This window comes from Agreia bicolorata (assembly GCF_000938265.1).
In the GTDB taxonomy this organism is placed as follows: Bacteria; Actinomycetota; Actinomycetes; order Actinomycetales; family Microbacteriaceae; genus Agreia; species Agreia bicolorata.
Genome location: NZ_JYFC01000001.1, coordinates 339039 through 364472, shown reverse-complemented (window position 1 = coordinate 364472; position 25434 = coordinate 339039). Strand labels below are relative to the sequence as shown.

Here is a 25434-nt window from a genome sequence, read left to right as displayed (position 1 = left end):
ATGCGATGCATGATTGTTCCCCCGTACTTGCTAGCTCGGCTGTCGAGACTCGACGCAACCAGTCTCGAGACCGTCGCGACGGCGGCACACGAGACGTTGATGCACACACAGCCGCTACGCGCAGCCCGCCAAACAGCGATGCTGCGCCCCGCCCATCCGACGCAGGCCGGCCACGGTCCTCGGCGCACTATCAGCGACGCCGGTGGCCGCGAGGTTCTGCCGGGCACGGTTGTGCGGAGAGAAGGCGGCGCACCGACGGCAGATCCTGCGGTCGACGAGGCCTACGACGGGCTCGGCGCGACCTACGCTCTCTTCGCGGATGCCTTCGGTCGGGCATCCATCGATGACCGAGGGCTCGGGCTTGACGCCACGGTGCACTACGGGGCTCGGTACGACAACGCCTTCTGGGACGGGGAGCGCATGGTGTTCGGCGATGGCGACGGCGAGATCTTTCGACGGTTCACCCTCTCGCTGAGCGTCATCGGGCACGAACTCAGCCACGGGGTGACGCAGTATTCCAATCCGCTCGAGTACTCGGGGCAGTCCGGCGCTCTCAATGAGTCCGTCTCAGACGTGTTCGGCGCCCTGGTCGAGCAGTATGCCCGGCGGCAGACCGTGGCCGAAGCGAATTGGCTGATCGGGGCAGAACTCTTCACCGAGATGGTCGAGGGCGCAGCGCTCCGCTCGATGAAGGCTCCCGGCACCGCCTACGACGACGACATCCTCGGCGTCGATCCCCAGCCCGCTCATATGCGTGACTTCGTCGAGACAAGCGACGACAACGGCGGGGTCCACATCAACTCCGGCATTCCGAATCGAGCGTTCTATCTGGTGGCCGATTCACTCGGTGGCTTCGCGTGGCACCGCGCCGGTCAGATCTGGTACGACACCATCACCGGCGGCGCGCTTGCACCCACGGCGACGTTCGCCGACTTCGCGCGGGCGACAGCCGGGGCTGCGAGGAGCCGTTTCGGCGGTGGCTCGAGCGAACTCGATGCGGTCGAACGTGCCTGGTCATCGGTGGGGGTGCGGCCGTGAACATCACGGTCGTTCGCACCGGAGGCTTCGCAGGCCTGCGTCGAATCTGGCGCGTCGAGATCGACACAGCGTCTGAGTCGGCACTCGACGAGTGGAGTCAGATCCTCGATGCCTGCCCCTGGAACGAAGCCATAGACCTCGACGGCGACGGCGTGCCGGATCGCTTCGTCTTCGTGATCACGGTCGAGTCGCCGCCCGATGCCTCGGCTGCTGCTTCCGACGCCGTCGACTCCGAGCTGCGCGCGACCCTTCCCGAGACTCGAGTCGTCGGCCCATGGAAGCAGTTGGTCAATCGCGTGCAGTCGGATGATCGTGCCGACATATGACGACACCGAAACATGCCGTCAACACGGGCGCGCTAGTTTAGGTCGGTGACGAATTTCGCTGACACGACCCCCGGCAATCCCGAGCCCAGCCGCAGAAGCATTCGCGATGAGGTCGACGCGGCGTTGCGCGCCGACGTTCGTCTGCTCGGAGCGCTGCTCGGAAGAATTCTGACCGAAGCCGGCGGAGCAGAGCTGCTCAACGACGTGGAGCGGCTGCGCGAGCTCACGATCGACGCGTACGAGAAGCAGAACAACGCCTCTATCGAAGATGCGGAGAAGCTCGTCGACTCCTTTACTCCCGTGCGCGCCGAGCAGGTCGCGCGGGCGTTCACGAGCTACTTCCACCTGGCGAATCTGGCCGAGGAGCACCACAGGGTTCGGGTACTGAAAACCCGATTCGCGTCTCCGAGCGATCCGGCGCCCGCAGATTCTCTGCCCGCTGCGATCGAACGCCTTGTCGACGAGGTCGGTCGGGAGGAGGCTGCTGAGCGACTGGCCTCGTTGCGATTCCATCCCGTGCTCACGGCCCATCCAACGGAGGCGCGACGCCGGGCGGTCGCCTCGGCCATCCGACGTATCAGCGATCTTCTCTCCGACAGAGATGCCGGCCAGCAGAGCCGGTTGGCTGCGGCAGAGATCGAACGGCGCCTGCTCGAGCAGATCGATGTGCTCTGGCGTACATCTCCGCTGCGCACGACCAGGCCGACGCCGCTCGACGAGGTTCGTACGGCGATGAACATCTTCGATCAGACCCTGTTCCAGGTCGTGCCGCAGGTGTACCGGCTTCTCGACGACTGGATGCTCGATTCCGAGGCGGGCAAGGCACCCGTTGTGGCTCCGGCATTTATGCGGCTCGGAAGCTGGATTGCAGCGGATCGCGACGGAAACCCCTTCGTCACGGCAGCGGTGACAGAAGAGGCCGCTGCGATCGCCAGCGAGCACATTCTCTTCGGCCTCGAGCATGCGGCAACGCGCATCGGACGCACGCTGACTCTCGATTCCGAGGACACCCCGGCCAGTGAGGCGCTGATGGCACTGTGGGAGCGGCAGCAGTCGATCGCGCCCCAGGTGACGAGCCAGATCGGCACGCGTTCGCCGCATGAGCCGCACCGTCGGGTGCTCATGGTTGTCGCGGCGCGTATCGTCGCCACCCGTCAGGGCACCGAACTTGCCTACGGGCTGCCCGATGAGCTGATCTCCGATCTTCGTGTGATCCAGCAATCGTTGCGTGAGGCCGGAGCGGACCGCAGCGCCAACGGCGAACTGCAGAACCTCATCTGGCAGGTCGAGACCTTCGGCTTCCACCTGGCCGAGCTCGAGGTTCGTCAGCATTCGAAGGTGCATCGCCAGGCGCTGGAGGAGATCCGGGCCGGCGGCGAGACGAGCGAGATGACCCAGGAGGTCCTCTCGGTCTATCGCACCATCGCGACGCTGCAGAAGCGCTATGGCACGGCAGCGGCCCGCCGCTACATCGTGTCTTTCACCCAATCGTCTGCCGACATCGCCACGGTGTTCGCTCTGGCCGAGGCGGCCCTCGGCTCACCCGAGGCCGCCCCGGTTCTCGACGCGGTTCCTCTGTTCGAGACGTTCGCCGACCTCGAGGCGAGCACAACGATCCTCGACGAGATGATCACGTTGCCGCAGGTGCAGCAACGGCTCGCCGCGACGGGTCGACGGCTCGAGGTCATGCTCGGATACTCCGACTCCTCGAAGGACGTGGGGCCGGTCTCAGCGACGCTCGCGCTCTACTCGGCGCAGGAGCGCATCTCACGCTGGGCCCAAGACAACGACATCGAGCTGACGCTGTTCCACGGTCGAGGCGGTGCCCTGGGCCGCGGCGGCGGACCGGCGAACGAGGCCGTGATGGCCCAGCCCGGCGGGTCTGTGGAGGGCCGATTCAAGCTCACCGAGCAGGGCGAGGTGATCTTCGCCCAGTACGGCGACAAGGCGATCGCAGCGCGCCACATCGAACAGATGGCCGCTGCAACGCTGCTCGCGTCGAGTCCGTCGAACGAAGAGGCCAACAACACTGCCACGCGCGATTTCGCCGACATCGCCCGCACTCTCGACCTCCGGTCGCGTGAACGCTTCTTCGAACTCATCAAGGCCGACGGCTTCGCGCCCTGGTTCGCGCAGGTGACGCCGATGGAAGAGGTGGGATTGCTCGCTCTCGGCTCCCGCCCAGCGCGCCGCGGGCTGTCGGTCGAGTCACTCGAAGATCTGCGAGCCATTCCCTGGGTGTTCGCGTGGACTCAGGCGCGCATCAACCTGACAGGCTGGTTCGGCCTGGGTTCGGCCCTCGCCGCCGTGGGAGATGTCGACGCTCTGCGCGACGCCTACGAGCGCTGGCCTCTCTTCACCGCCATGATCAACAACGTGGAGATGTCGCTCGCGAAGACCGACGACAGGCTCGCCAAGCGCTACCTCGCCCTGGGCGATCGCGACGACCTGGCTTCGCTCGTGCTCGACGAGATGGAGATCACACGCGAGTGGGTCCGGCGCACAACCGGGCATGGCGAGATCCTCGAGGGTCGTCCGGTGCTGCAGCGCGCGGTTCGTCTGCGCAGTCCTTATGTCGACGCCCTGTCCCTTCTGCAGCTTCGCGCTCTGCGAGCTGTTCGCCAATCAGGCAGTGTCGATCCGGCAGACGATACGCACCGACTGCTGCTGCTCGCCGTCAACGGGGTTGCCGCCGGTCTGCAGAACACGGGATAGAACGTCGTGTCGGTTGGTCGTCGTTCCGTGTATCAGGCGCTACTCGGTGACCGGGTCGCGCTGCTGCAGCCGGAGTTGTCGCACTACGTCGGCGGCGCAGCGCGAGGCGAGGCCGGAATCGGCCGCGGGGTATACGAATTCGCGGGGCCATCGAAGACCTGGCTCGTACCCCTGTTTGCCGCGACAGCCCGAGCCGACGCCCTGTTCGGCGACCGAGGCCGCGACGTCGGCCTCACCGTGGTCAACGTGCCGCATTCCGATGCCCACGGCCGGCTGTGCCTCAGCTCGACCCGCAGCTTCGCCTTCGCCGGGGTGACTCGCACAATGCAGGACACGATGCTGGCCGGCCGTGATGGCTTGCTGCACGACTTCCTCGGCAGAACCCGCTTCCTCGAAGTCTCGTTGAGACTTTCCGTCTCGCCCGAGGGGTGGCTCCGGATGCGATCGGTCGGCACGTGGCTGTGGTTAGGACGTCTGCGCGTCCCGGTTCCCCGGATCCTCTCCGCGCGCGTGGATCTCCTCGAGCGCTGGGACACCGCGACGGCGAGCCAACAGGTCGACGTGACCCTCACGCATCCGGTGTTCGGCCGGGTGTTCGAGTATCGAGGTTCGTTCGTCTACGACCCTCGTGCCGGTTCAGTCGACGACGTCGATACCGCGCGCATCAACCGCCGGTACTAACGTTTGGGCTATCGCGCGGGAGCGGACGATTACTCGGAGAGGACGCGAAGTGCGTCGTCATGCAGCAGCCCGTTGCTGGCGAGCGCGGAGCCCGACCACGGCCCTGAAGTTCCATCGACCGACGTGAACCTGCCTCCGGCCTCCTCGATCACGGGAATCAGCGCGGCCATGTCATAGGGCTGGAGGTCGAATTCGCCGGCCACGTCGAGCGCGCCCTCGGCCACAAGCATGTACGACCACATCTCGCCGTAGGCTCGGGTGCGCCAGACCGAACGTGAGAGCGACAGCAGGCTCTCGAGGCGCCCGGCCTCATCCCATCCCTTGAGGCTGTTGTAGCTGATGCTGGCGTCGGCCAGCCCTGCGACGCGGGAGACCTGCAGTCGGCGCGGCTCCGTGTTTGCCGCAAGGGTCTGGTCGCTCGTCCAGGCGCCCTCGCCGCTCGCCGCCCACCAGCGCCTGCCCAGGGCAGGCGAACTGACCACGCCGACAACCGGAACGCCATCGATCGCAAGGGAGATCAGTGTGGCCCACACCGGCACGCCTCGGAGGTAGTTCGCCGTGCCATCGATGGGGTCGATGATCCACTGCCGGGAGGAGTCGCCCTCTGCGCCGTACTCCTCGCCGAGGATCGAGTCGCCGGGGCGCGCCTCTGCGAGTCGGTCTCTGATCTCCCGTTCGACGGCCTTGTCCGCATCCGTCACCGGCGTGCGGTCGGGCTTTTTCTCGACCACCAGGTCGAGTGCCATAAAACGGTCGAGCGAGATGCGATCGGCCGCGTTGGCGATATCGAGCGCGAGGGCGAGGTCGTCGGCGTACGAGACAGTCATGATGCCAGCGTAGCTAGCTCAGCGTGGTCACGAGTTTCTGCAGCGACTCGATGCGCGCCTTGCCGCTTTCTCCGAGCTCACCCGCCTTCACCCTGTCGAGGATCTCCCAGTCGTGAGCCTCGCTGAGCGCGACACCATCGGGTGGCGGCACCGAGGAAGGGATCGCCATGCGTGCGAACGACTTCAGCACGTTCGCGGGGTCGACGTGACCGAGGCCGAACGAACGTACGCCCGGCGTGTCGATGATCCAGCCGGAGCGGCCCTCGTCGTCGTGCACTCGAAGACCCAGGGTCGACGACGAGGTGTGCCGGCCCCTGCCGGTGACATCGTTCACTCGCCCGATCGCCCGGTCGGTTCCCGGTACGAGTGCGTTGACGAGGGTGGACTTGCCGACTCCGGAATGGCCCACGGTAACGGTCGTGTGCCCGATGAGCAGCGCCTTCAGCTCGTCGAGAGGCAGCTCGTCGCGTTGACCCGTGACCACCGTGAGGTCGAGGCAGTCGAACTCCGAGAGGAACTCCGCCGGGTCTGCGAGGTCGGTCTTGGTGATGAAGAGGATCGGGGTGATACCGGCGTCGAAGGCGGCGACCAGATAACGATCGACGAGTCGTGCGCGCGGCTCGGGGTTGGCGGCGGCGACGACGATCAGCATCTGGTCGGCATTGGCCACGATGACGCGCTCGACGGCGTCGGTGTCGTCGGCGCTGCGCCGCAGAAGCGTGCTGCGCGGGGTGATCTTGACCACGCGGGAGAGACTGCCCTCGGCACCGGACGTGTCGCCGACGAGGCCGACCCGGTCTCCGGTCACGATGGCGGTCTTTCCCAGTTCGCGGGCGCGGGATGCGGTGATCGCTCGCTCGGTCGGCGTGTCCTCGTCGACCAGCACCGTGAAGCGTCCACGGTCGACGGTCAGGATGCGCCCCGGTACGGCGTCGGCGTATTCAGGGCGGATCTTCGTGCGCGGCTTGTTGCCCTTGGGGTTCGGCCTTATCCGAACGCTCGACTCGTCGTACTCCGACTCGTCGTCGTCATCATCGTCGTTCGACCACCAGGTCATGAGCAGCTCGCGGCCAGCGCGCTCCAGAGCTCGGGAAACTCGGGAAGAGTCTTCGACGTCGTGGCGATGTCCTCGATGAGGACGTCGGGCGTGACGAGAGCGATGATCGCGCCCGCGTGGGCCATCCGATGGTCGGCGTAGGTCTTCCATGTGCCGCCGTGAAGGTGCGCCGGCTCGATGCGAAGGCCGTCGTCGAGTTCGGTAATGACGCCTCCCAGCGCGGTGATCTCGGTCGCGAGCGCCGCGAGGCGGTCTGTCTCGTGGTGTCGGATGTGCCCGATGCCGGTGATTTCGCTAGGGGAGTCGGCCAACGCTGCCAGTGCCACCAGGGCCGGGGCTAGCTCTCCGCCTTCAGAGAGGTCGAGGGTGATGCCGTGGATCTGGCCCGTGCCTTCGACGGTGAGCACACCGTCGACCAGCGACACGGTGGCACCGAAGAGCGGCAGAAGATCGATGAGATGGGCGCCGACCTGGGTCGTGCTGGTGGGCCAGCCGCTGACGCTCACTCGGCCGCCGGTGGCGACGGCTGCGGCGAGGAACGGCGCCGCGTTCGAGAGGTCGGGTTCGATGTCGATGGTCGCACCCCGGATGCCGCTGGGCGCCATCTCCCAGACGCCCGGCTCGGGAGACTCCACGGAAACTCCGCGATCCGCCAGCGCCTGGATTGTCATCTCGATGTGAGGCTGGCTGGGCACGCGTTCGCCCGAGTGACGCAGCACGAGGCCGTCGTCGAACCGAGCGGCGGAGAGCAGAAGACCCGAGACGAACTGGCTTGAGCTGGACGCGTCGATGACGATCTCCCCGCCCGCGACGCGGCCGGTGCCATGCACGGTGAAAGGAAGCGCTCCTGCGCCATCGTCTGCGATGTCGACACCGAGCGCGCGGAGTGACGAGATGGTCGTCGTCATGGGCCTGCGCCGGGCGGCTTCGTCGCCGTCGAACACGATCGGTCCGAGGGCCAGAGCCGCGACGGGTGGGATGAACCGCATCACCGTTCCCGCGAGGCCGCAGTCGACGGTTGTACTGCCGAGCAGCTCCTCGGCCGGGGTGATGAGCCAGTCGTCACCGAACTGCCCGGAGCCGGTGACGGCCTCGATCGTCGTTCCCATCGAACGGAGTGCGTCGACCATCAGGGTGGTGTCGCGCGAGTGCAGCGGAGCCCGGAGTGTCGATGGCGAATCCGCCAGTGCCGATAGCACCAGCTGACGGTTCGTGAGGCTCTTCGAGCCGGGCAGAACAACCGTCGCGTCGATGGGCCCGGAGGCGGTCGGCGCCGGCCACGGCGCATCGCCGGGTGGAACAGCGGCGACCCCCGGCGTCTCGTCGTCGTAGGGGGAGAAGCGCGGATCGAGTTGATTGATGATGCCCATTGCCCTCCAGATTACCGCCACGGCGGAATAAACGACGTTCCGGTGGTCGTTGTTGATCGTATGCGGGTCGGAACGGACCCGGGGATGGATCCGAAGGGGAGGGTGAGCAGACATGCTGACACAGGAGCGTGCGCGGCCGCTTGTCGCAACCCCACGCATGGCCTGGGATGAACGCGCCCTCGCCGAAGTAGACTCTGCTCTGATGAGCAACTCCACACCTGACACCCCTCCAGCGGCCACCCCAGATCCGCGGGATCTGTTCGAGGAACAGGCGATACCGTTCCTCGATCAGCTGTACGGCGCTGCCCTGCGCATGACCCGCAACCCGGCCGACGCCCAAGACCTGGTTCAAGAGACGTTCGTGAAGGCCTATGCCGCGTTCGGGCAGTTCGAGCAGGGCACGAATCTCAAGGCCTGGCTCTACCGCATTCTCACGAACACGTTCATCAACACCTATCGCAAGAAGCAGCGTGACCCCTACAAGGGCACCATCTCCGACATGGAGGACTGGCAGCTGGGTGAGGCCGAGTCGGCAACGGCCATGTCGAGCCGATCCGCCGAAGCGGAGGCCATCGACCATCTGCCCGACAGCGCGGTCAAAGACGCGCTTCAGTCGATTCCCGAAGATTTTCGTCTGGCGGTTTATTTCGCCGACGTCGAAGGTTTCTCCTATCAGGAGATCGCCGACATCATGAAGACCCCTGTCGGCACGGTAATGAGTCGCCTGCATCGAGGCAGACGACTCCTCAGGGGACTTCTGACCGACTACGCAGCAGATCGCGGCATCCATGTCGCGTCCAAGACGGGGAGCACGAAGAAATGACCGATTGCGGTTGCGACAAGGCCAAGGCTGAACTCGAAGAGTATCTGCATAATGAGCTCTGCTCGGCGGACGCCGACGACATCAGAGAGCACCTCGCCGGATGCGTCGACTGCGAGTCGGAGTTGCACGTCGGTCGAGTGCTGACCGAGGCTGTTCAGCGCGCGTGCCGCGAGACCGCGCCCGGCGACCTGCGTGACCAGGTGCTGCTGAAGATTCGCACGATTCAGGCGACGCACTGACGAACGAGTGACGGTCGGTTTCTCGAGAAGTACTCGAGAAACCGACCGATCATCACCTCTCGGTGGCGCGCTCGATGAGCTCCGTCTGCTCGACGGCGTGCCGCTTGGCGGAGCCGGCGGCGGGCGATGCCGCTGCGGGACGTGAGACGACGCGCACTGGTCGACCGAGGTGCGGTGCGACCTCGACGGCCACGAACGGCCAGGCGCCCTGGTTCTCGGGCTCATCCTGCACCCAGACGACCTCGGCATTCGGGTACTGACTCAGCACCGACTTCAGTTCCCCGATCGGTGCCGGGTAGTACTGCTCGAGGCGCACGAGCGCGATCGTCTCGTCAGGCTTCTTCTGCAGCTCGTTGAGCAGATCGTAGTGGATCTTGCCGGAGTGCAGCAGGACCCGTGTGACCGATGCCTTGTTCGTGACGCGGCTGTCGTCGATCACGGGCTCGAACGTTCCGGTCGTAAGGTCGGGTACGTCGCTCGTCGCACCGCGGAGTCGAAGCATCGCCTTCGGCGTGAAGACGACGAGCGGCTTGCGCGGGCGAGCGTATGCCTGTCGGCGCAGCAGGTGGAAGTACGATGCCGGCGTCGACGGACGTGCGACGGTCATGTTGTTCTCTGCGCACAGCTGCAGGTAGCGCTCGATGCGTGCCGATGAGTGGTCAGGACCCTGGCCCTCGTAGCCGTGGGGGAGAAGTAGAACGAGCGACGAGCGCTGCGCCCACTTCTGTTCGGCCGACGAGATGAACTCGTCGATCACGATCTGGGCGCCATTCGCGAAGTCGCCGAACTGGGCCTCCCAGAGCACCAGTGCATCCGGTCGTTCGACCGAGTAGCCGTACTCGAAGCCCATCGCGGCGTATTCGCTCAGCAGCGAGTCGTAGATCCAGAACCGCGCCTGGCTCTCGCTCAGGTTCGCCAGAGGCAGCCATTCCTGACCGTTCTCGCGGTCGTGGAGTACGGCATGACGCTGAACGAAGGTGCCGCGGCGGGTGTCCTGGCCGGCGAGGCGCACCGGGGTGCCCTCGAGCAGCAGTGACCCGAGCGCCAAGAGCTCGGCGAACGCCCAGTCGATTCCACCCGAGCGACTCATCTCGAGGCGTTTGTTCAGCAGCTGCTGCAGCTTGGGATGAACCGTGAAGCCGGCGGGCTTGTTCTGGAATGCGTCGCCGATCTGGTGGATGGTCGACTCGGCGACGGCGGTTGAGAACGCGTCGGAGCTCGATGAATCGTTCTGCTGCGCGTCGGGCAGTTCGAGGTCGGCAACGCTCGACCCGTCAGCCTTGATGACCGGGATCGACGAGGTCTGCGCCGCGTGGGTCTCGGCGAACGCGCGCTCGAGGCGATCCTGGAAGTCGCGATGGGCGGCCTGGTACTCCTCTTCGGTGATGTCGCCACGACCGACGAGCGACTCGGTGTAGAGACGGCGCACGCTGCGCTTCGCCTCGATGAGGTTGTACATAAGCGGCTGCGTCATCGAGGGGTCGTCTCCCTCGTTGTGTCCGCGACGTCGGTAGCAGATGAGATCGATGAAGACATCTCGGTGGAACTGCTGACGGTACTCGAATGCGAGTTGGGCGACGCGTACGACCGACTCGGGGTCGTCGCCGTTCACGTGGAAGATCGGAGCCTGGATCGTCTTGGCGACGTCGGTGGAATAGACCGACGAGCGAGACTCTCCGGGAGGGGTCGTGAAGCCCACCTGGTTGTTGATGTTGATGTGGATCGTGCCGCCCGTGCGGTAGCCGCGCAGCTGCGACATCTGCAGCGTCTCGACCACGATGCCCTGTCCGGCCAGTGCCGCGTCTCCGTGAATGAGGATTGGCAGCGTCGAGAAGGTTCCGATCGCCTTACGGTCTTGCTTCGCCCTGACGATTCCCTCGAGCACGCCGTCTGCTGCCTCGAGGTGTGACGGGTTCGCGGCGAGGTAGACGGGAATCTCGGTGCCGTCGCTGCCGCGGAAGGTGCCCTCGGTGCCGAGGTGGTACTTCACATCTCCTGAGCCTTGAACGGTCCGTGGGTCCTGAGTTCCCTCGAACTCACGGAAGATCTGACCATAGGTCTTGCCTGCGATGTTCGTCAGAACGTTGAGGCGACCGCGGTGAGCCATGCCGATCGCGACCTCATCGAGCCCCTCGTTTGCGGCGCCCTGGATGATCGCGTCGAGCAGGGCGATCGTGGACTCTCCGCCTTCGAGGCTGAAACGCTTCTGGCCGACATACTTCGTCTGCAGGAAGGTCTCGAATGCCTCGGCCTCGTTGAGCTTGGCCAGGATGCGCATCTGCTCGTCGTGTCCCGGCTTGGCATAGCGCTGTTCGACCTTGTCCTGGATCCACTTGCGCTGGGCGGGATCCTGAATGTGCATGTACTCGATGCCGGTCTTGCGGCAATAGGAGTCGCGAAGCACGCCGAGGATGTCACGCAGCAGCGCGCTGCGCTTCGCGCCGAACTCACCGGTTACGAATTCCCGGTCGAGATCCCAGAGGGTCAGCCCGTGGTTCGCGATGTCGAGGTCGGGGTGCGTGCGCTGGCGGTACTCGAGAGGGTCGATGTCGGCCATCAGGTGGCCGCGCACGCGGAAGGCGTTGATCAGCTCTTGAACTCGGGCGGTCTTGTCGACGGCGTCGGAGAGATCGACGCTGATGTCGGGAGCCCAGTGGATCGGCGCGTAGGGGATGCGCAGCTCGGCGAAGATGTTCTCGTAGAAGTTGCGCTCGCCGATGAGCAGCTCGTGCACCTTGCGCAGGTACTCGCCGGAGCCGGCACCCTGAATGACGCGGTGGTCGTAGGTACTGGTGAGCGTGATGATCTTGCCGATGCCCAGGTCGTTGAGCGTCTTCGCGCTGGTGCCCTGAAACTCGGCCGGGTATTCAAGGGCGCCGGCGCCGATGATGCAGCCCTGGCCCTTCATCAGGCGGGGAACGGAGTGCACCGTTCCGATTCCGCCCGGGTTGGTGAGCGAGATCGTCGTGCCCTGGAAGTCGGCTGCCGTGAGCTTGTTCGCTCGGGCTCGGCTCACCAGCTCCTCGTATGCCCTGAGGAACTCGTTGAAGCCCATGGTGTCGGCTCGCTTGATGCCCGGAACCAGGAGGGCGCGTGTGCCATCGGGCTTCGGGATGTCGATGGCGATGCCCAGTCCGACGTGCGCGGGCGCGACGACAGACGGCTTTCCGTCTACCTCGTCGTAGTACACGTTCTGGCTGCGGAACTCCTTCATCGCCTGAACGAGTGCCCAGCCGATGATGTGGGTGAAGGAGACCTTGCCGCCGCGGCTGCGCTTGAGGTTCGAGTTGATGACGATGCGGTTGTCGATCAGCAGCTTCGCCGGGATCGACCGCACACTGGTCGCCGTTGGCACTGTGAGACTGGCGTCCATGTTGGTCGCCAGCGTCTTGGCCATGCCGCGAAGGGGCGTGACGACGTCTTTCTCGGCATCGTCTTCGCTGCTGGTCGATTCGGCGGCGGTCTCCCGCTTGGGAGCGGACACCGGTGCTTCCGCCGGGATGGGAGCCTGGCGGGCCTGCACGCTCGTGGTGCGGGCTTCCGGCTGGGTTTCACGCTGGTCGGCGACGGATGCGCCGGACGGCGCCTCAGTCGAGACCGTCGCAACGGGTGACGTGGTCGGGGTGGCCGCTCCGGAGCTTTCCGCGACCTGCTCCGATTCGGTCGCGGCGGGTGGAGCCTGCCCGGCCGTCACGGGTGCTGCTGCACCGCCCTTGGAGACCACGGTCGAGTGGTAGCTCTCGAGAATCGGCCACCACGACTCGTCGACCGACTTGCGGTCTACCTTGAACTGCTCGTAGAGCTCCTCGACGAGCCATTCATTGGCTCCGAACTCCGACGCGCTCTCGTCGTTTTCCACTCCGGTCGTTTGGCTAGACAAGCCCGATCGCCCACTCTCTTCATCGTGCATCGACAATTCGCCTGAAATCAGTACATTCATGACAGCCGTCAGCGCCCTGCATCGTTGCCGGCGGGCGCCCGACACGTTCGTAGTCAAGCCTAATCCCCTCAGCCTGAAGCGCCACCCGGCACGGCCCGCTCGGCGCAGAAGCGACTACCGTTGGAGGTATGGAGTTCTATCACGCGACCGCGACCCACGACCTCACGTATTCCGACGTCTTTCTCGTGCCGTCGCGCTCGCAGGTGACGAGCAGACTCGACGTATCGCTCGCGCCGAACGACGGCACGGGAGCGAGCATCCCGATCGTCAGCGCGAACATGAACTCGGTCACGGGTCCCAGACTCTCGGCCACCCTCGCGCGGCGCGGTGGGCTCGGTGTTCTTCCGCAGGACATGCACCTCCAAGATCTCGATGCGGCGATCCGTTGGGTGAAGGCCCAGCCCGTCGAATTCGACACCCCCTTCGACTTTGCTCCCGACGACACCGTCGAGCAGGCGCTTCGCCAGGTGCCCGCGGTCGCGGGTCACGGAATCGTCATTCACGACTCCGCCGGCGTGTACCTCGGGTGCATCGCCGCAGCCCGTCTCGCCTCTGCGCTGCCCGATGCGCTCCTCGGAGATCTGCTGCACGGCCCGCTGACGGCTCTCTCCGCCGACGACATCGACTCTCCCAGAGAGGCGTTCGACGCGATGGTCGAGGCCGAACTCGACTTCGCCCCGGTGATGCGGCACGGAGCGGTCATCGGAACCCTGAGCCGCACGAGCGCACTGCGCTCCACTCTCTACACCCCGGCGCTCGACGCACAGGGCCGCCTTCGGGTCGCCGCAGCCATCGGTATCAACGGCGATGTCGCATCCAAGGCCCGTGCGCTCGCGTCGGCCGGCGTCGACGTGCTCGTGATCGATACGGCCCACGGGCACCAGGAGGGCATGCTGCGCGCCATCGAGACGGTGGCCAACGAGAACCTCGGCCTTCCCATCGTGGCCGGCAACATCGTGACGGCCGACGCCGTGCACGATCTCGTCTCGGCCGGTGCAACGATCCTCAAGGTCGGGGTCGGCCCGGGCGCCATGTGCACAACGCGCATGATGACGGCGGTCGGTCGCCCGCAATTCTCGGCCGTGCTCGAGACCGCCGATGCGGCTCGCGAGCTCGGGGCCCACGTGTGGGCCGACGGGGGAGTGCGCTACCCGCGTGATGTCGCGCTGGCGCTGGCAGCCGGAGCATCCAGCGTGATGATCGGCTCGTGGTTCGCCGGCACGATCGAGGCGCCAGGCACACTGAAGACGGATGCGACGGGCCGGCTCTACAAAGAGAGTTGGGGCATGGCGTCGACCAAGGCCGTCAAAGACCGCTTCGGACGCCTCGACGCCTACGAGCTCGCCCGCAAGACGTTGTTCGCCGAGGGCATCTCGTCGAGCAGCATCTACCTCGACCCGCTCCGCCCCTCCGTCGAGGATCTGCTCGACATGATCACGTCGGGCGTGCGCAGCTCATTCACCTACGCGGGAGCCTCCGATGTCGCCGAGTTCCACGATCGGGCGCTCGTCGGCATCCAGTCCGCCGCGGGGTACGAAGAGGGAAAGGCCCTTCCCGTCAGCTGGTAATCGCCCCGGCGATCTGGCGAGGCCTGCCGGTATACTGGCCAGACAATGGACGACCCTCCCTCAGCCCATCCATCCTTTCTTCTGAACAATTCCGGCGGCCACCGTGCCTCTTGACTGGATCATGTTCGGCATCGGTATCGTTCTCACATTCGGTACCGGCATCTTCGTCGCCAGCGAGTTCGCGCTGGTCAACCTCGACCGCAACGACCTCGAGACCAGGCAGAAGCGCGGCGGCACCGGGCTCGGTCCTACGATCTCGGCGCTGAAGATCACCTCGACCCACCTCTCGAGCGCGCAGCTCGGCATCACGCTCACCACTCTTCTCACCGGTTACACCATGGAGCCGGCCATCTCGAACCTGCTTCGCGCCCCGCTCACCGGCGTCGGCATCCCCGAGGCCGTCGTGCCTGGCGTCTCGGCGACGATCGCAATCGTGTTCGCCACGCTGCTGTCGATGATCGTCGGCGAACTCGTTCCGAAGAGCTTCGCGCTGGCGCTGCCGCTGCAGACGGCGAAGCTGGTGATCCCGTTCCAGCGACTCTTCACGCTGGTGTTCAAGCCGGCTGTCAGCCTGCTCAACAACAGCGCGAACGGTCTCCTTCGCGCGGTAGGCATCGAGCCGAAAGAGGAGCTCTCGGGTGCCCGCACCGCGGAGGAGCTCTCCTCGCTGGTGAGACGCTCCGCCATGCAGGGCAGTCTCGATCTCGACACGGCGACCCTGCTCAACCGCACGCTCCTCTTCTCGGGACACACAGCATCCGACGCCATGACACCCAGGCCGCGTATCGCGAGCGTCAAGCGCACAGACAGCGCAGAAGACGTGATCACCCTCACCCGCACGACCGGACACAGCCGCTTTCCCGTGCTCGACGACGACATCGATGACATCGTCGGAGTCGTGCACGTCAAGCAGGCCGTGAGCGTTCCACGGAACAGGCGGCACGACGTGCCCGCAGCGGCCCTCGCCTCGAACGTCATTCGCGTGCCCGAGACCATGAAGCTCGACTCATTGCTCGGCGAGCTGCGCGGTCGCGGCTACCAGATGGCGATCGTGGTCGACGAGTACGGGGGAACGGCGGGCGTGGTCACGCTCGAAGACCTGGTCGAAGAGCTCGTCGGCGAACTCGACGACGAGCACGACCGCTCGCGCGCCGGAGTCGTCAAGACTCTCAACTCCGTATCGTTTCCCGGCATACTGCGGCCCGATGAACTCGCCGATCGCGCGGGCATCAGCGTTCCCGACGACGGTCCGTTCGAGACGGTGGGTGGCTTCATGATGAGCGAACTCGGACGGCTGCCCGTCGTGGGCGACACGGTCGAGTTGCCCACCGGCCAACTCACCGTCGTTCGGCTCGACGGCCGGCGTATCGATCGCATCCGGTTCACCCCGATCGCCACCGACGAGGCCGCAGCGCCCGTCGATGCGCTCACGACCGATGAAGCGAGTACGGAGGTGAACGACCGTGGCTGATTGGCTGGGTATCGTCTGGCTCGTTGTGCTTCTTCTGGCCAACGCGTTCTTCGTCGGCGCCGAATTCGCCGTCATCTCCGCTCGCCGCTCGCAGATCGAGCCCCTCGCTGATCAGGGCAAGGCGAGCGCCAAGACCGCGCTCTGGGCCATGGAGCACGCGACACTCATGCTGGCCATGTGTCAGCTCGGAATCACCGTGTGCTCGCTTCTGATCCTCAATGTCTCAGAGCCGGCGATCCATCACCTGCTCGAGATTCCGCTGGCCTTCACCGGTCTGCCTGAAGAGGCGATCGGCACGATCGCCTTCATCATCGCGCTGCTGATCGTGTCGTTCCTGCACGTCGTATTCGGCGAGATGGTTCCCAAGAACCTGTCATTCTCGTTGCCCGAGCGCGCCGTTCTGCTTCTCGCTCCGCCGCTCGTGTGGATCGCCCGTGTCTTCAGATTCGTCATCGTCGCGCTCAATGCGACCGCTAACTCGATCCTGCGACTCTTCGGCGTCGAGCCGAAAGACGAAGCGGCGAGCGCATTCACGCTCGACGAGGTGTCGACGATCGTGTCGCAGTCGACCCGTGAGGGTGTTCTGAGCGATACGACGGGCACCCTCAATGCGGCGTTCGAGTTCACGTCGAAGACGGTTAAAGACGTGGCCGTGCCTCTCGAGTCGCTCGTGAGCCTGTCGGACCACGTGACGCCGGCCGAGATCGAGCACGCGGTCGTCAAACACGGATTCTCTCGCTACATCGTGGTCGACGAGGAAGGGCGCCCGGACGGCTACCTGCACCTGAAAGACGTGATCGATATCGACGCAGACGAGGCCGATCTGCCGGTGCCCGCCAAACGCATCAGGCAGCTCGTCTCGATCTATGAGGGAACCGAGCTGGAGGATGCGCTGGCCAGCATGCGTCGCACGAACGCGCACCTGGCGCGTACTTTCTCAGAGTCGGGTCGCACCACCGGTGTGCTCTTTCTCGAGGACATCATCGAGGAGCTGGTCGGCGAGGTGCAGGATGCGACCCGGCGCCTCTGAGAATCACGCGGCCGTGCGTCGGCTAGCGCTTTAGACGGGCCAGGCGGCGCGCACGTACTGCGACGGCCAGTAGTCGATGGCCACGCCCAGTTCGTGGGCGGCTCTCAGAGCAAAGTGCGGGTCTCGCAGCATCTCGCGGCCGAGCATCACTGCGTCGGCGCGACCCTCGTCGACGATCTGCGCCGCCTGCGTCGCGGTGGTGATGAGACCCACTGCACTGACGGGCACGTCGCCTCTCGCCGCAACGTATTCGGCCAAGGGAACCTGATATCCGGGCGCGAGCGGAATCGTGACGCCAGTGATGTTTCCGCCGCTCGAGATGTCGAACACGTCGGCGCCGCTGTCTCTGGCCCACCCCGCCACAGTCGCGGTCTGCTGTTCGTTCCAGCCGTCGGCAACCCAATCAGTGGCCGAGAAGCGCACTAGAAGGGGAACCTCGTCGCCCACCGCGGCGCGGATCTCAGCCACTATTCGAAGGAGCAGTCTGGCCCGGTTCTCAAGGGTTCCACCGTATTCGTCTGTGCGCTCGTTGCTGAGCGGTGACAGGAATTGGTGAAGGAGGTACCCGTGCGCTGCGTGGATCTCCAGCACGTCGAATCCGGAGTCGATCGCCCGCCGTGCCGCTGCGACGAAGTCGTCGACGACACCGTCGATGGCGGCGGAGTCGAGCTCGACGGGTGTCGCGTAGCCGGGGAATGCGAGAGGCGACGGAGCGACGGACTGCCAGCCGCCGGCATCCAGCGGAACCGTGCCCTTCTCACTCGCCCAGGGGCGATAGGTCGAGGCCTTGCGGCCGGCGTGGGCGAGCTGGATGCCCGTCGTCGCTCCCTGAGCGTGCAGGAAGTCGGTTATGCGGCGGAAGCCCTTCGCCTGCGCGTCGTTCCAGATCCCCAGGTCTTGGGGTGAGATGCGGCCCTCGGGGCTGACCGCCGTGGCCTCGGTGATCACGAGACCCGCACCGCCCTGGCCGAAGGAGCCGAGGTGCACGAGGTGCCAGTCGGTGGTCATGCCATCGTGTGCCTCAGCGGAGTACTGGCACATGGGCGCGACCCAGATGCGGTTGCGGATGGTCACGCCCCGGATGCTGAGGGGAGTGAAGAGAGTGGAGCCGCTCATGGTGATGTCTTTCGTCGGGTCATGCTGACGCGGTTGCTGCACGGTCATCCAGGAACGCGTGGAGAAGCTGCGCGGTCGTGAACACGTGACCGTCGATGCCGAGCTCCGCTGCTCCGTCGATATTCACGGCCTTGTTATCGATGAAGATCATGTCGTGCGCCTCGATGTCGAGTTCGCGCAGCACCTCGAGGTAGATCGCGCTTTCGGGCTTGAGTCGGCCCATCTCGGCACTGACGAAGACGCGCTCGAAGAGGGCGCCCATGGGTCCGCGACGGAAGTAGTCGCCGAAGTCGAAGCCCGCGTTCGACAGGAGAGCGATGCGGGTGCGTCCGTCGCGGAGCGCGAGGAGGATGTCGTAGGTGTCAGGGTTCACGCTGAGCCAGCTGCGGTAGTCGGCGATCCAGAGCTGCTGAATGCGCGACTCGCTGAATTCGACTCCGGCATGCCGCGCGATCTCGAGCCAATAGTCGCGGATGCTCAGGGTTCCGCCGTCGAGGGCGTCTCGGTTGGCCCAGTACGGCGGCCAGAACAGATCCTCCGGCACCCGCGCAATCGACATCAGTGCCTGGCGGTCTGCCTCGGAGGGGGAGTAGGAGATGACCTCGCCGTAGTCGAAGACCACGACTTTGCCGGGGATGCTGATGGGCATGAAGCTCCGCAGGTCGATAGAGGGTGGGGGTGCATCCAATCTATCGTGGAGCTGTGAGCGACAATACTGAACGCACTCCTGCACTACAGGCCGGCCGCGACGCCGCGACGGTCGAATGGACCGACGCCGACGCGATGCCGATCGTGCGAGTGCCTCGGGAGAGCGACGACAAGTATCGACGCGGTGTCCTGGGCGTGCGGACAGGATCGAACATGTACCCGGGAGCGGCCGTGCTCGGCGTCGATGCAGCGGCTCGGACGGGGGTCGGCATGATTCGCTATCTGGGCCCCGATGTGCCGACGGGCCTCGTGCTGCAGAGGCGGCCGGAGGTGGTGACCGCACCGGGCCGGGTGCAGGCGTGGTTGCTCGGATCCGGCATGGATGCCGAGAAGAGATCGGATGCCGAGACGTCGCTGCTTCGAAGCGCCCTCGGCGACGGCGTGCCCTGCGTGATCGACGCCGGCGCTCTCGATCTGGTGCCCGAGGCCGGAGCCGACACGATCATCACTCCGCACGCGGGCGAACTCGCCTCGCTGTGGGCTCGCGTCGGAGTAACGATCGATCGATCGAGCATCTCCGACGACCCCGTGCACTGGGCCATCGCCACAGCGCAGCGCTTCGGCGTGACCGTGCTGCTGAAGGGAGCTCGCACGATCATCGCCGGTCCGTCGGCCGAGACGATCAGTGTGACGGCGTCGTCGAGCTGGGCGGCGACGGCCGGCTCGGGCGATGTCCTCGGCGGAATTCTGGGGGCCCTGCTCGCGACGAACGCGACATTCGTCGCCGACGAGGCGACGGGCATCCTGTCGCAGGTGGCGGCCACCGCCGCCTACCTGCACCAGGCCGCTGCCGCGCGTGCGTCAGGGGGAGGACCGATCACGGCGCTCGACATTGCGGACTCGCTGGGCCCCACGATCGCAGATCTGCTCAGCCGGAATGCGCACTGACCAGCCCGATGCGTATCGGAGGACGGGCGGGCGTCAGCGCGGAGAGACGGTCAGGATGAAGTCGATCGAACCCTTGTCATCGACGCGCGCGAATCCGAGATCGATAGGCGCGATGCCATAGTCATCGAACGACACAGGCACACTGCCGGCGAGGCTCAGCCGTCCGTTCTCGAGACTGGCGGTGAGCGAGACGTTCACAGCTCGGCTTACACCGTGGAGGTTCAGCTCGCCGGATGCGGCCACGACCACCGGTTTTCCATCGATCAAATCGTCGCTGAGCGTGATGGGCGACGAGAGCGTGAATAGAGCGGTGGGAAAGTCGTCGGCGTCGAGGGCTGGTCCCCTGAAGTAGGCGTCGCGCACAGCATTGTCTGTCGTGATGCTGGCGACCTCTACGACGATCGTCGCGCTGGTGAGCACACTGTGGTCAACAGTGGCCGATCCCGTGACGTGGTCGGTTGTGCCGGTGACCGTCAGAGCCGACCCATTGACCACGGCGTCGACGGTGTAGCCCGCCTCCGAGCCGTCTGCGATAGCCCAATCTCCGGAAAGGTCGGAGATGTCGTCGAAGGCCACCTGGGGTGAAACCTCGCGGACGGTCGGCATCACGCTGGGCTCCACGGCGGCGGGACTCGCGGCCGCACTGCCGTACATGATGGGGCCGGCCACAGCGGCCATGGTTCCCAATGCAAGCACCGACGCCGAGACGCCGATAGCGATGCTCGCAATTCTCTTCATGATCCGTCCGCGGTAGTTGGGGGGTGAATGGCCAGACAATCAGGCGCAGGTGATCCCTTGCTGGGAGCCAGCGGGGAGCACCCTGTGCCCGACGTCCCGCGAGGTCGGTGTGGTGCGGCCTAGTATGGGCGACGTGCGGATGATGCTGGAGACGACGGTCAGGCGTCCGGCAGTCCTCTGGTCGGCCTTTCTGCTGGTGCATGCTTGGCTCGGCTTCGTGGGGCTCACGCACCCGACCCTGCCGTGGGGCGATGTGACACGGCAATACAGTTCGTGGGTGCAGAACGCCCTGGCCGGCGACGTCGTCGGGGTGTCGCAGCCGTGGGTCTATCCGCTCGTAGCGCTGGTACCGATGCTCGCGGCGATGGTGCTCGGCCCTCAGTTGTACGGCGTCGGCTGGCTGCTTGTCGTGGTAGTGACCAATGCCGTCGTCCTGGCCTATCTGCTTGCGCGCACCGGCCCGGGCGCTCGACTCGGGTCGCTGCGCATCACGGCGGCGTGGTGGTGGATCGGTTTTATGCTCTTCCTCGGACCTGTGGCCCTCGGACGAATCGACGTGACGACCGTAGCCATCGCGATCATCGCTCTCCTCGTGGCCCAGCACCGACCGGTCGTGGCCGGCGCGTTGCTCGCGCTCGCGACCTGGATCAAGGTCTGGCCCGCGGTTCTCGTTGCCGCGATCGTCGTCGCAATCCGAAAACGAGCATCCGCCGCGATCTCGTTCGTTGTGACCGCTATTGCCATCGGACTTGTCGTACTCGGTGTCGGAAGCGGTGCGAACAGCCTCGGATTCATCTCTCAGCAATCCTCGCGCGGGCTGCAGATCGAGGCGCCGATCAGCACGATCTGGATGTGGATCGCCTTCCTCGACCCGGCGTCTGCGTCGGTGAAGTACATTCGGTCGATCAACACGTTCCAGGTGGTCGGTTCGGGCATCGACACGGCAAGCGCGGTGATGACGCCTCTTCTGGTCGTCGCATCAGCAGCGCTGCTGACACTGGGTTTTGTCGTTATGCGCAGCGGAGCAAGGCCTGCTCACCTGCTCGCACCGCTCAGCCTCGCCATTGTCGTGGGTCTGCTCGTATTCAACAAGGTCGGTTCCCCTCAGTTCGTACTGTGGATCGCCGCCCCGGTGGTGCTCGGCATCGTCACGCAAGGAAGACGATTCCTCGCCCCCGCGATGCTGGCTCTGGGCATAGCCGCCGTCACCCAGATCTTCTACCCGTTCGGGTACGACGCGCTTCTGGTGCTGCAGCCCGGCATGCTCGTCGTGCTGACTCTGCGCAATGTCGCCCTCGTCGTGCTGCTCGGCGTGGCTGTACGCATGGTCTGGCGATTGAGACGGCACCCCGGCTCCGCTCGCTCTACCAAGGACTCACTGGAAAGGCAGGTCACCTGATGCTCGTCGCATTTTCTGTTGCACCCTCGGGAACCGGACGCGAGGACGGTTCGGTGCATGACGCCGTCGCTGCGGCCGTGAAGGTCGTCCGCGACTCGGGGCTGCCCAATCACACGGACTCGATGTTCACCACCCTCGAGGGGGAGTGGGACGAGGTCTTCGCCGTCATCAAGGAGGCAACCGAGGCGGTCGCACGTTTCGGCAGCCGGGTTTCGCTTGTTCTGAAGGCGGATATCCGAGATGGCTACAGCGGTGAACTGACGGCCAAGGTCGAGCGGCTCGAAAGCGCACTCGACCAGATCACTCCGTGATGTCGGTCTCTGACGCTCGGTGATAATCGACCTGCACGAGCAGGCCGTCTTGGATCGCCCGTTTGCGCAGTGCGACCTTCGTTCCGACGTCGATGCCGGCCACGCGATACTTCTCTCGAATGCGCTTCAGATAGGACTTCGCGGTCTCTTCTGAGATCTCGAGGGCCTGGGCGACCTGCTTGACCGGCTCGCCACCGCCGTACAGGGCCATGACGCGGCGCTCCTGAGCCGAGAGCTTGGGCGCTCCGCCGACCTCGTCTGCAGACAGGGCGAGATCGAGCTCGCTCGAGATGAACGGCCTGCCGGCGTGGGCCGCGCGGATCGCCTCGACGATCATTCCGGCCTCCTCGCTCTTGACCAGGTACCCCAGGGCGCCGGCCGCGATGGCCTCGCGAATCACCGCGGGCTCGGAGTACGTGCTCATGAGCACCGTCTTGACCCCCGTTGTCTTGAGGGTGCGGAGCTTGACCGAGATCGGAAGCGAGTCCTTGAGATCGAGATCGAGCAGCACCACGTCGACGGGAAACTCGGGGTGGGTGAGCAGGTCTGGCCATGTCGTGACAGCGGCCACCATGTCGATGTCGTCGGCTGCGTTGCGGATCCACTCCGTCAACGCTCCGAGGAGCATTCGATGGTCGTCGACGATCGCAAGTCTGATCGGTTCTGCGGAGTCTGTCACGGTTGTCCTCCCGGCCGCTTACGCTGCGGCCTGCTGTGCCACGGTATGAACTGTCGTCACGATCGTTATGCTTCCCCTCGTGACCATCTCCGAATGGTCGCCGACACGATCGAGCGCCGGCCATACGGCGGGGTCGATGCGCCGCTTGGGGACGCCATCGACCGTGAGTGCGACCGGGAAACTCATTCTATCGGGAGCGTCCCCGTCTTCTTCGACGCTCTGGGGGCCGATCACGATCTGCAGGGTCGGCTGCACACGAGACGAATCAGCCACGAGCAGCCAGACGGCAGAGAGGAGACCCTCGCGTTGGCTGGGGTCGAGGAACCCGGCCAGCCCACTCGGATCGGTGAGAGTCACGACCGGGCCGAGCACTTCTGACTCCTCGATCGCGTGGTGGAGCCAGGTGTCGTGTCGCCCCGCGACCAGAAGCAGGCGCAGCTCGGTCGCGATCGATGATGCCCCCGCCGCCACCTCGGGGTCGAGGGGAAGATCGATGGTGCCGCGGGCGATACCGTCGAGGATCTGCTCCGCATCGAGGTCGAGGCGTGCGAGTTCATCGGATGCCCGCATGCCGAACGCGAATCGGGGAGAGAGAAGGGCGCTCTCCACGACAGAGCGGTCGAGCTCCAGCTGCACGAGAGCGCCGAAACCTTTTACGATGAGCGCACCGAGGAGCGGCGGAAGCAGGGCTGTCGTGGCGACCTGCATCGACTGACCGGGGGAGAAGGAGTCGGAGAAGGCGCCTGAGACGAGCATGGCCACGATGATCACCGCGAACACGATGTCGGCGACGAGAAGCTGTCGCGCGGGCCGCGATCCGACCAGAGCGAGCAGTGTCGCTCCGACCCCGAATACCGTCGACGTGTGGAGAATCGGCTGAGACGTGCCGACGTTCGCGACGGTCTCCAGCAGCAGCGCGAGCGCCATGAGCACTGTGGCCGATGCGAACGCGACGGCCGGGATGCGTCCATGAAATCTGCGGGCGAGCAGACACGACCCGACGAGGGCCACCAGGAGCAGTGCCCAGGCAACGATGCGAACTGGAATGGATCCGTCGGCGGGATCGGCGACGGTGTCGGAGATGAAGGTGATCAGGCCCCGCAGAAACAGACACGACCCGAGGACGATCGCGGCGATGCCGAGATACCCGTAGCCGAGCCTGGAGTCCCTTGCCAGGTCGTCGTGCAGCGCGGAGACTGCTCGCGGCCCGATCCGGCGTGCCCGAACAAGTCGGCTCAGCACGTTCGGATCTTCGCCAGACGGCGACTGGCCGTGGGGGATGACGTCGGTCACAGCTTCGGAACCTCCAGAACGACCGTGGTGCCAGAGCCCGGTGCGGAGAAGAGTCGAGTACGACCGCCGACCTCTCGGATGCGGGCGACGACAGACTCGGCGAGACCGAGTTTGGCCGCATCGACCTGCTCGAGATCAAAGCCCACGCCGGTGTCGGTCACCATCGCGCGCACCGTTGTGTCGTCTTGGGTGATGGTCACCTCCGCGTTGCTGACACCGGAGTGTCGTCTGACGTTCTCGAGGCATTCCGCAAGCGAGAGCAGAAACGCGTCGAGCACGTCGCTGGGCAGCAGAAGACGCCCCGCCCCGTGCCAGGAAACCGTCAATCCCATACGGTCGAAGCGCTGTTTGACGGATTCGAGCGTGTGCCCGAGGTCGCTCGTCTCGGTTGCCTCCAGCGTGTACGCCCCAGAGGATCGAGGCATCGGGGTTCCCCCGAGGCGCAGTTGCCTCAGGAGGCGCGCGTCCTCCGCGGCCTGTGCCCTCAGCGCATCAGGACTCACGCCGACTCCGGAGTGCGCGAGCAGCGTCAGCGTGGCGAGAACAGTGTCGTGCAGAAGCCGTGCGCCCTGTCGGCGCTGCGCTTCGGTCTGTGTGGCGTGCCGTTCAGCGAGATGCGCACGACCCAGGCGAGCGATGCGGGCGAGTGCGCGCGAGATGCTCACGGAGAGCCACACGGTGACGCCGGTGAGGATCGACCAGCCGATAACCACGGAAAGCAGACCTTCGAGCGGAGACACCGTCGCCGAGCTGGTCATGATGGTCGCGACGAGAACGAGCGTCGCGCCCGTGGAGAGGGTGATGATGCGGGCAGGCGCGTCGAGATTGCAGATGATCAGGGCGGGAAGGGCGCCTGATCCGAGAACAATGGCGGCCGCCGCCGTCGATGCCGTGCCACCCCCGAGTGCGTCGAGGTCGAGGAGCAGAATTGTCGCCACCCCCGCCACGAGCACCGTCGCGGTCCAGGCCAGCGACCGTGTTCTGCCGATGATGACGAAGCCCGCGGCCATGAGGCCGTAGAGAGGCAGTGCTGCAACGAGCAGGTCGAGATCGGACGGTATGTCGAGCAGAAGGGTAGCGAACGACGCAGACAGAAAGGAGAGCCCGACCATGCGCGTCGTGCGGGCCAGGAATCGTCGTTGACCGCTTGCGCTCAGCGGCATGATCGGCGGCGGACGACTGCGGAAAACCAGCGTTCTGTCACGACAGTCATGCTA

22 protein-coding genes are annotated in these 25434 nt (G+C 65.6%); 12 read left to right on the top strand and 10 right to left on the bottom strand.

Translation table 11 applies throughout. The features are described 5' to 3' along the window. The 4 genes from TZ00_RS01690 to TZ00_RS01675 are packed head-to-tail and all read left to right on the top strand — an operon-like array spanning position 1 to position 4760. Positions 1-1038, top strand: coding sequence for a M4 family metallopeptidase (locus TZ00_RS01690; protein WP_044438786.1), 1038 nt, complete (start codon positions 1-3; stop codon positions 1036-1038). Beyond that, positions 1035-1364 carry a protealysin inhibitor emfourin gene (locus TZ00_RS18565; protein WP_052521193.1) on the top strand — a complete coding sequence of 110 codons (330 nt, stop codon included), beginning with the start codon at positions 1035-1037 and terminating at the stop codon, positions 1362-1364. Before TZ00_RS01690 ends, TZ00_RS18565 begins: the two co-directional genes overlap by 4 nt. Positions 1365-1409: 45 nt before the next feature. Then, entirely contained in the window at positions 1410-4079 is a 2670-nt protein-coding gene (locus TZ00_RS01680; protein WP_084605841.1) for a phosphoenolpyruvate carboxylase, read from the top strand. Between the two features lie 6 nt (positions 4080-4085). Next, entirely contained in the window at positions 4086-4760 is a 675-nt protein-coding gene (locus tag TZ00_RS01675; RefSeq protein ID WP_084605840.1) for a DUF4166 domain-containing protein, read from the top strand. A gap of 29 nt (positions 4761-4789) precedes the next feature. Here TZ00_RS01675 and hisN read toward each other — a convergent pair whose 3' ends face one another. Genes hisN through aroA form a run of 3 tightly spaced genes read right to left on the bottom strand, consistent with a single transcriptional unit; the run spans position 4790 to position 8014 of the window. Then, the gene (hisN, locus tag TZ00_RS01670; RefSeq protein WP_044438785.1) at positions 4790-5587 is read right to left on the bottom strand and encodes a histidinol-phosphatase; all 798 of its coding nucleotides are present in this window, start codon (positions 5585-5587) and stop codon (positions 4790-4792) included. A 13-nt stretch (positions 5588-5600) separates the two neighbouring features. After that, a complete protein-coding gene (gene rsgA / locus TZ00_RS01665; RefSeq protein WP_044438783.1) occupies positions 5601-6644 on the bottom strand; it encodes a ribosome small subunit-dependent GTPase A in 1044 nt (347 codons plus the stop codon). Continuing rightward, positions 6641-8014: a 3-phosphoshikimate 1-carboxyvinyltransferase gene (gene aroA, locus TZ00_RS01660; protein WP_044438781.1), complete on the bottom strand. Its 1374-nt coding sequence runs from the start codon at positions 8012-8014 to the stop codon at positions 6641-6643. The genes rsgA and aroA overlap by 4 nt, the downstream gene beginning before the upstream one ends. A gap of 202 nt (positions 8015-8216) precedes the next feature. Here aroA and TZ00_RS01655 point away from each other — a divergent pair, with 202 nt between their 5' ends. Both TZ00_RS01655 and TZ00_RS01650 read left to right on the top strand, forming a co-directional pair. Beyond that, entirely contained in the window at positions 8217-8837 is a 621-nt protein-coding gene (locus tag TZ00_RS01655) for a sigma-70 family RNA polymerase sigma factor (RefSeq protein WP_055781940.1), read from the top strand. Next, positions 8834-9076 (top strand): zf-HC2 domain-containing protein, encoded by a 243-nt coding sequence (locus tag TZ00_RS01650; RefSeq protein WP_044438780.1) that lies wholly within the window; start codon positions 8834-8836, stop codon positions 9074-9076. The genes TZ00_RS01655 and TZ00_RS01650 overlap by 4 nt, the downstream gene beginning before the upstream one ends. A 52-nt stretch (positions 9077-9128) precedes the next feature. Here the strand turns inward: TZ00_RS01650 and TZ00_RS01645 are convergent, their stop codons facing one another. Next, a complete protein-coding gene (locus tag TZ00_RS01645; protein ID WP_174436054.1) occupies positions 9129-12956 on the bottom strand; it encodes a multifunctional oxoglutarate decarboxylase/oxoglutarate dehydrogenase thiamine pyrophosphate-binding subunit/dihydrolipoyllysine-residue succinyltransferase subunit in 3828 nt (1275 codons plus the stop codon). 188 nt (positions 12957-13144) lie between these two features. On the opposite strand from TZ00_RS01645, the gene guaB1 reads away from it, so the two are divergent. The 3 genes from guaB1 to TZ00_RS01630 all read left to right on the top strand — a co-directional run bounded on the left by guaB1 (position 13145) and on the right by TZ00_RS01630 (position 17085). After that, a complete protein-coding gene (gene guaB1 / locus TZ00_RS01640) occupies positions 13145-14584 on the top strand; it encodes a GMP reductase (protein WP_044438777.1) in 1440 nt (479 codons plus the stop codon). 121 nt (positions 14585-14705) lie between these two features. Beyond that, on the top strand, positions 14706-16055 hold the full coding sequence (locus tag TZ00_RS01635; RefSeq protein WP_044438775.1) for a hemolysin family protein: 1350 nt from the start codon (positions 14706-14708) through the stop codon (positions 16053-16055). Then, positions 16048-17085: a hemolysin family protein gene (locus TZ00_RS01630; protein WP_044438773.1), complete on the top strand. Its 1038-nt coding sequence runs from the start codon at positions 16048-16050 to the stop codon at positions 17083-17085. Before TZ00_RS01635 ends, TZ00_RS01630 begins: the two co-directional genes overlap by 8 nt. A 30-nt stretch (positions 17086-17115) precedes the next feature. Here TZ00_RS01630 and TZ00_RS01625 read toward each other — a convergent pair whose 3' ends face one another. Together TZ00_RS01625 and TZ00_RS01620 are read right to left on the bottom strand one after the other, a co-directional pair. After that, positions 17116-18201 (bottom strand): NADH:flavin oxidoreductase/NADH oxidase, encoded by a 1086-nt coding sequence (locus TZ00_RS01625; protein ID WP_044439287.1) that lies wholly within the window; start codon positions 18199-18201, stop codon positions 17116-17118. A 19-nt stretch (positions 18202-18220) separates the two neighbouring features. Continuing rightward, the gene (locus TZ00_RS01620; RefSeq protein ID WP_044438771.1) at positions 18221-18850 is read right to left on the bottom strand and encodes an HAD-IA family hydrolase; all 630 of its coding nucleotides are present in this window, start codon (positions 18848-18850) and stop codon (positions 18221-18223) included. 53 nt (positions 18851-18903) lie between these two features. Here TZ00_RS01620 and TZ00_RS01615 point away from each other — a divergent pair, with 53 nt between their 5' ends. Next, positions 18904-19797, top strand: a complete 894-nt coding sequence (locus TZ00_RS01615; RefSeq protein ID WP_238579535.1) for an ADP-dependent NAD(P)H-hydrate dehydratase — start codon at positions 18904-18906, stop codon at positions 19795-19797. A gap of 33 nt (positions 19798-19830) precedes the next feature. On the opposite strand, the gene TZ00_RS01610 is transcribed toward TZ00_RS01615, so the two are convergent. Next, complete coding sequence (locus tag TZ00_RS01610; RefSeq protein WP_044438769.1) at positions 19831-20535, bottom strand: YceI family protein; 705 nt, start codon at positions 20533-20535, stop codon at positions 19831-19833. Positions 20536-20674: 139 nt separating this feature from the next. Between TZ00_RS01610 and TZ00_RS01605 the strand changes: the two genes are divergently transcribed. Together TZ00_RS01605 and TZ00_RS01600 are read left to right on the top strand one after the other, a co-directional pair. After that, complete coding sequence (locus tag TZ00_RS01605; RefSeq protein WP_238579565.1) at positions 20675-21934, top strand: glycosyltransferase 87 family protein; 1260 nt, start codon at positions 20675-20677, stop codon at positions 21932-21934. After that, positions 21934-22245: a thiamine-binding protein gene (locus TZ00_RS01600; RefSeq protein ID WP_044438767.1), complete on the top strand. Its 312-nt coding sequence runs from the start codon at positions 21934-21936 to the stop codon at positions 22243-22245. The genes TZ00_RS01605 and TZ00_RS01600 overlap by 1 nt, the downstream gene beginning before the upstream one ends. Here TZ00_RS01600 and TZ00_RS01595 read toward each other — a convergent pair. Genes TZ00_RS01595 through TZ00_RS01585 form a run of 3 tightly spaced genes read right to left on the bottom strand, consistent with a single transcriptional unit; the run spans position 22235 to position 25380 of the window. Further along, complete coding sequence (locus tag TZ00_RS01595; protein ID WP_044438765.1) at positions 22235-22924, bottom strand: response regulator transcription factor; 690 nt, start codon at positions 22922-22924, stop codon at positions 22235-22237. The two genes, TZ00_RS01600 and TZ00_RS01595, sit on opposite strands and share 11 nt — an antisense overlap. A gap of 18 nt (positions 22925-22942) precedes the next feature. Next, a complete protein-coding gene (locus TZ00_RS18560) occupies positions 22943-24217 on the bottom strand; it encodes a hypothetical protein (RefSeq protein WP_052521190.1) in 1275 nt (424 codons plus the stop codon). Next, positions 24214-25380, bottom strand: coding sequence for a sensor histidine kinase (locus TZ00_RS01585; protein ID WP_044438764.1), 1167 nt, complete (start codon positions 25378-25380; stop codon positions 24214-24216). Before TZ00_RS01585 ends, TZ00_RS18560 begins: the two co-directional genes overlap by 4 nt. Positions 25381-25434 lie beyond the last annotated feature (54 nt).

Excerpts from the sequence above, each read along its gene's own strand:
- TZ00_RS01600 (WP_044438767.1), top strand. The coding sequence starts at position 21,934 with ATGCTCGTCGCATTTTCTGTTGCACCCTCGGGAACCGGACGCGAGGAC.
- TZ00_RS01655 (WP_055781940.1), top strand. The coding sequence starts at position 8,217 with ATGAGCAACTCCACACCTGACACCCCTCCAGCGGCCACCCCAGATCCG.
- guaB1 (WP_044438777.1), top strand. The coding sequence starts at position 13,145 with ATGGAGTTCTATCACGCGACCGCGACCCACGACCTCACGTATTCCGAC.
- hisN (WP_044438785.1), bottom strand. The coding sequence starts at position 5,587 with ATGACTGTCTCGTACGCCGACGACCTCGCCCTCGCGCTCGATATCGCC.
- rsgA (WP_044438783.1), bottom strand. The coding sequence starts at position 6,644 with ATGACCTGGTGGTCGAACGACGATGATGACGACGACGAGTCGGAGTAC.
- TZ00_RS01620 (WP_044438771.1), bottom strand. The coding sequence starts at position 18,850 with ATGCCCATCAGCATCCCCGGCAAAGTCGTGGTCTTCGACTACGGCGAG.
- TZ00_RS01585 (WP_044438764.1), bottom strand. The coding sequence starts at position 25,380 with ATGCCGCTGAGCGCAAGCGGTCAACGACGATTCCTGGCCCGCACGACG.
- TZ00_RS01605 (WP_238579565.1), top strand. The coding sequence starts at position 20,675 with ATGATGCTGGAGACGACGGTCAGGCGTCCGGCAGTCCTCTGGTCGGCC.
- TZ00_RS01650 (WP_044438780.1), top strand. The coding sequence starts at position 8,834 with ATGACCGATTGCGGTTGCGACAAGGCCAAGGCTGAACTCGAAGAGTAT.
- aroA (WP_044438781.1), bottom strand. The coding sequence starts at position 8,014 with ATGGGCATCATCAATCAACTCGATCCGCGCTTCTCCCCCTACGACGAC.
- TZ00_RS01625 (WP_044439287.1), bottom strand. The coding sequence starts at position 18,201 with ATGAGCGGCTCCACTCTCTTCACTCCCCTCAGCATCCGGGGCGTGACC.
- TZ00_RS01610 (WP_044438769.1), bottom strand. The coding sequence starts at position 20,535 with ATGAAGAGAATTGCGAGCATCGCTATCGGCGTCTCGGCGTCGGTGCTT.
- TZ00_RS01690 (WP_044438786.1), top strand. The coding sequence starts at position 1 with ATGCGATGCATGATTGTTCCCCCGTACTTGCTAGCTCGGCTGTCGAGA.
- TZ00_RS01635 (WP_044438775.1), top strand. The coding sequence starts at position 14,706 with ATGTTCGGCATCGGTATCGTTCTCACATTCGGTACCGGCATCTTCGTC.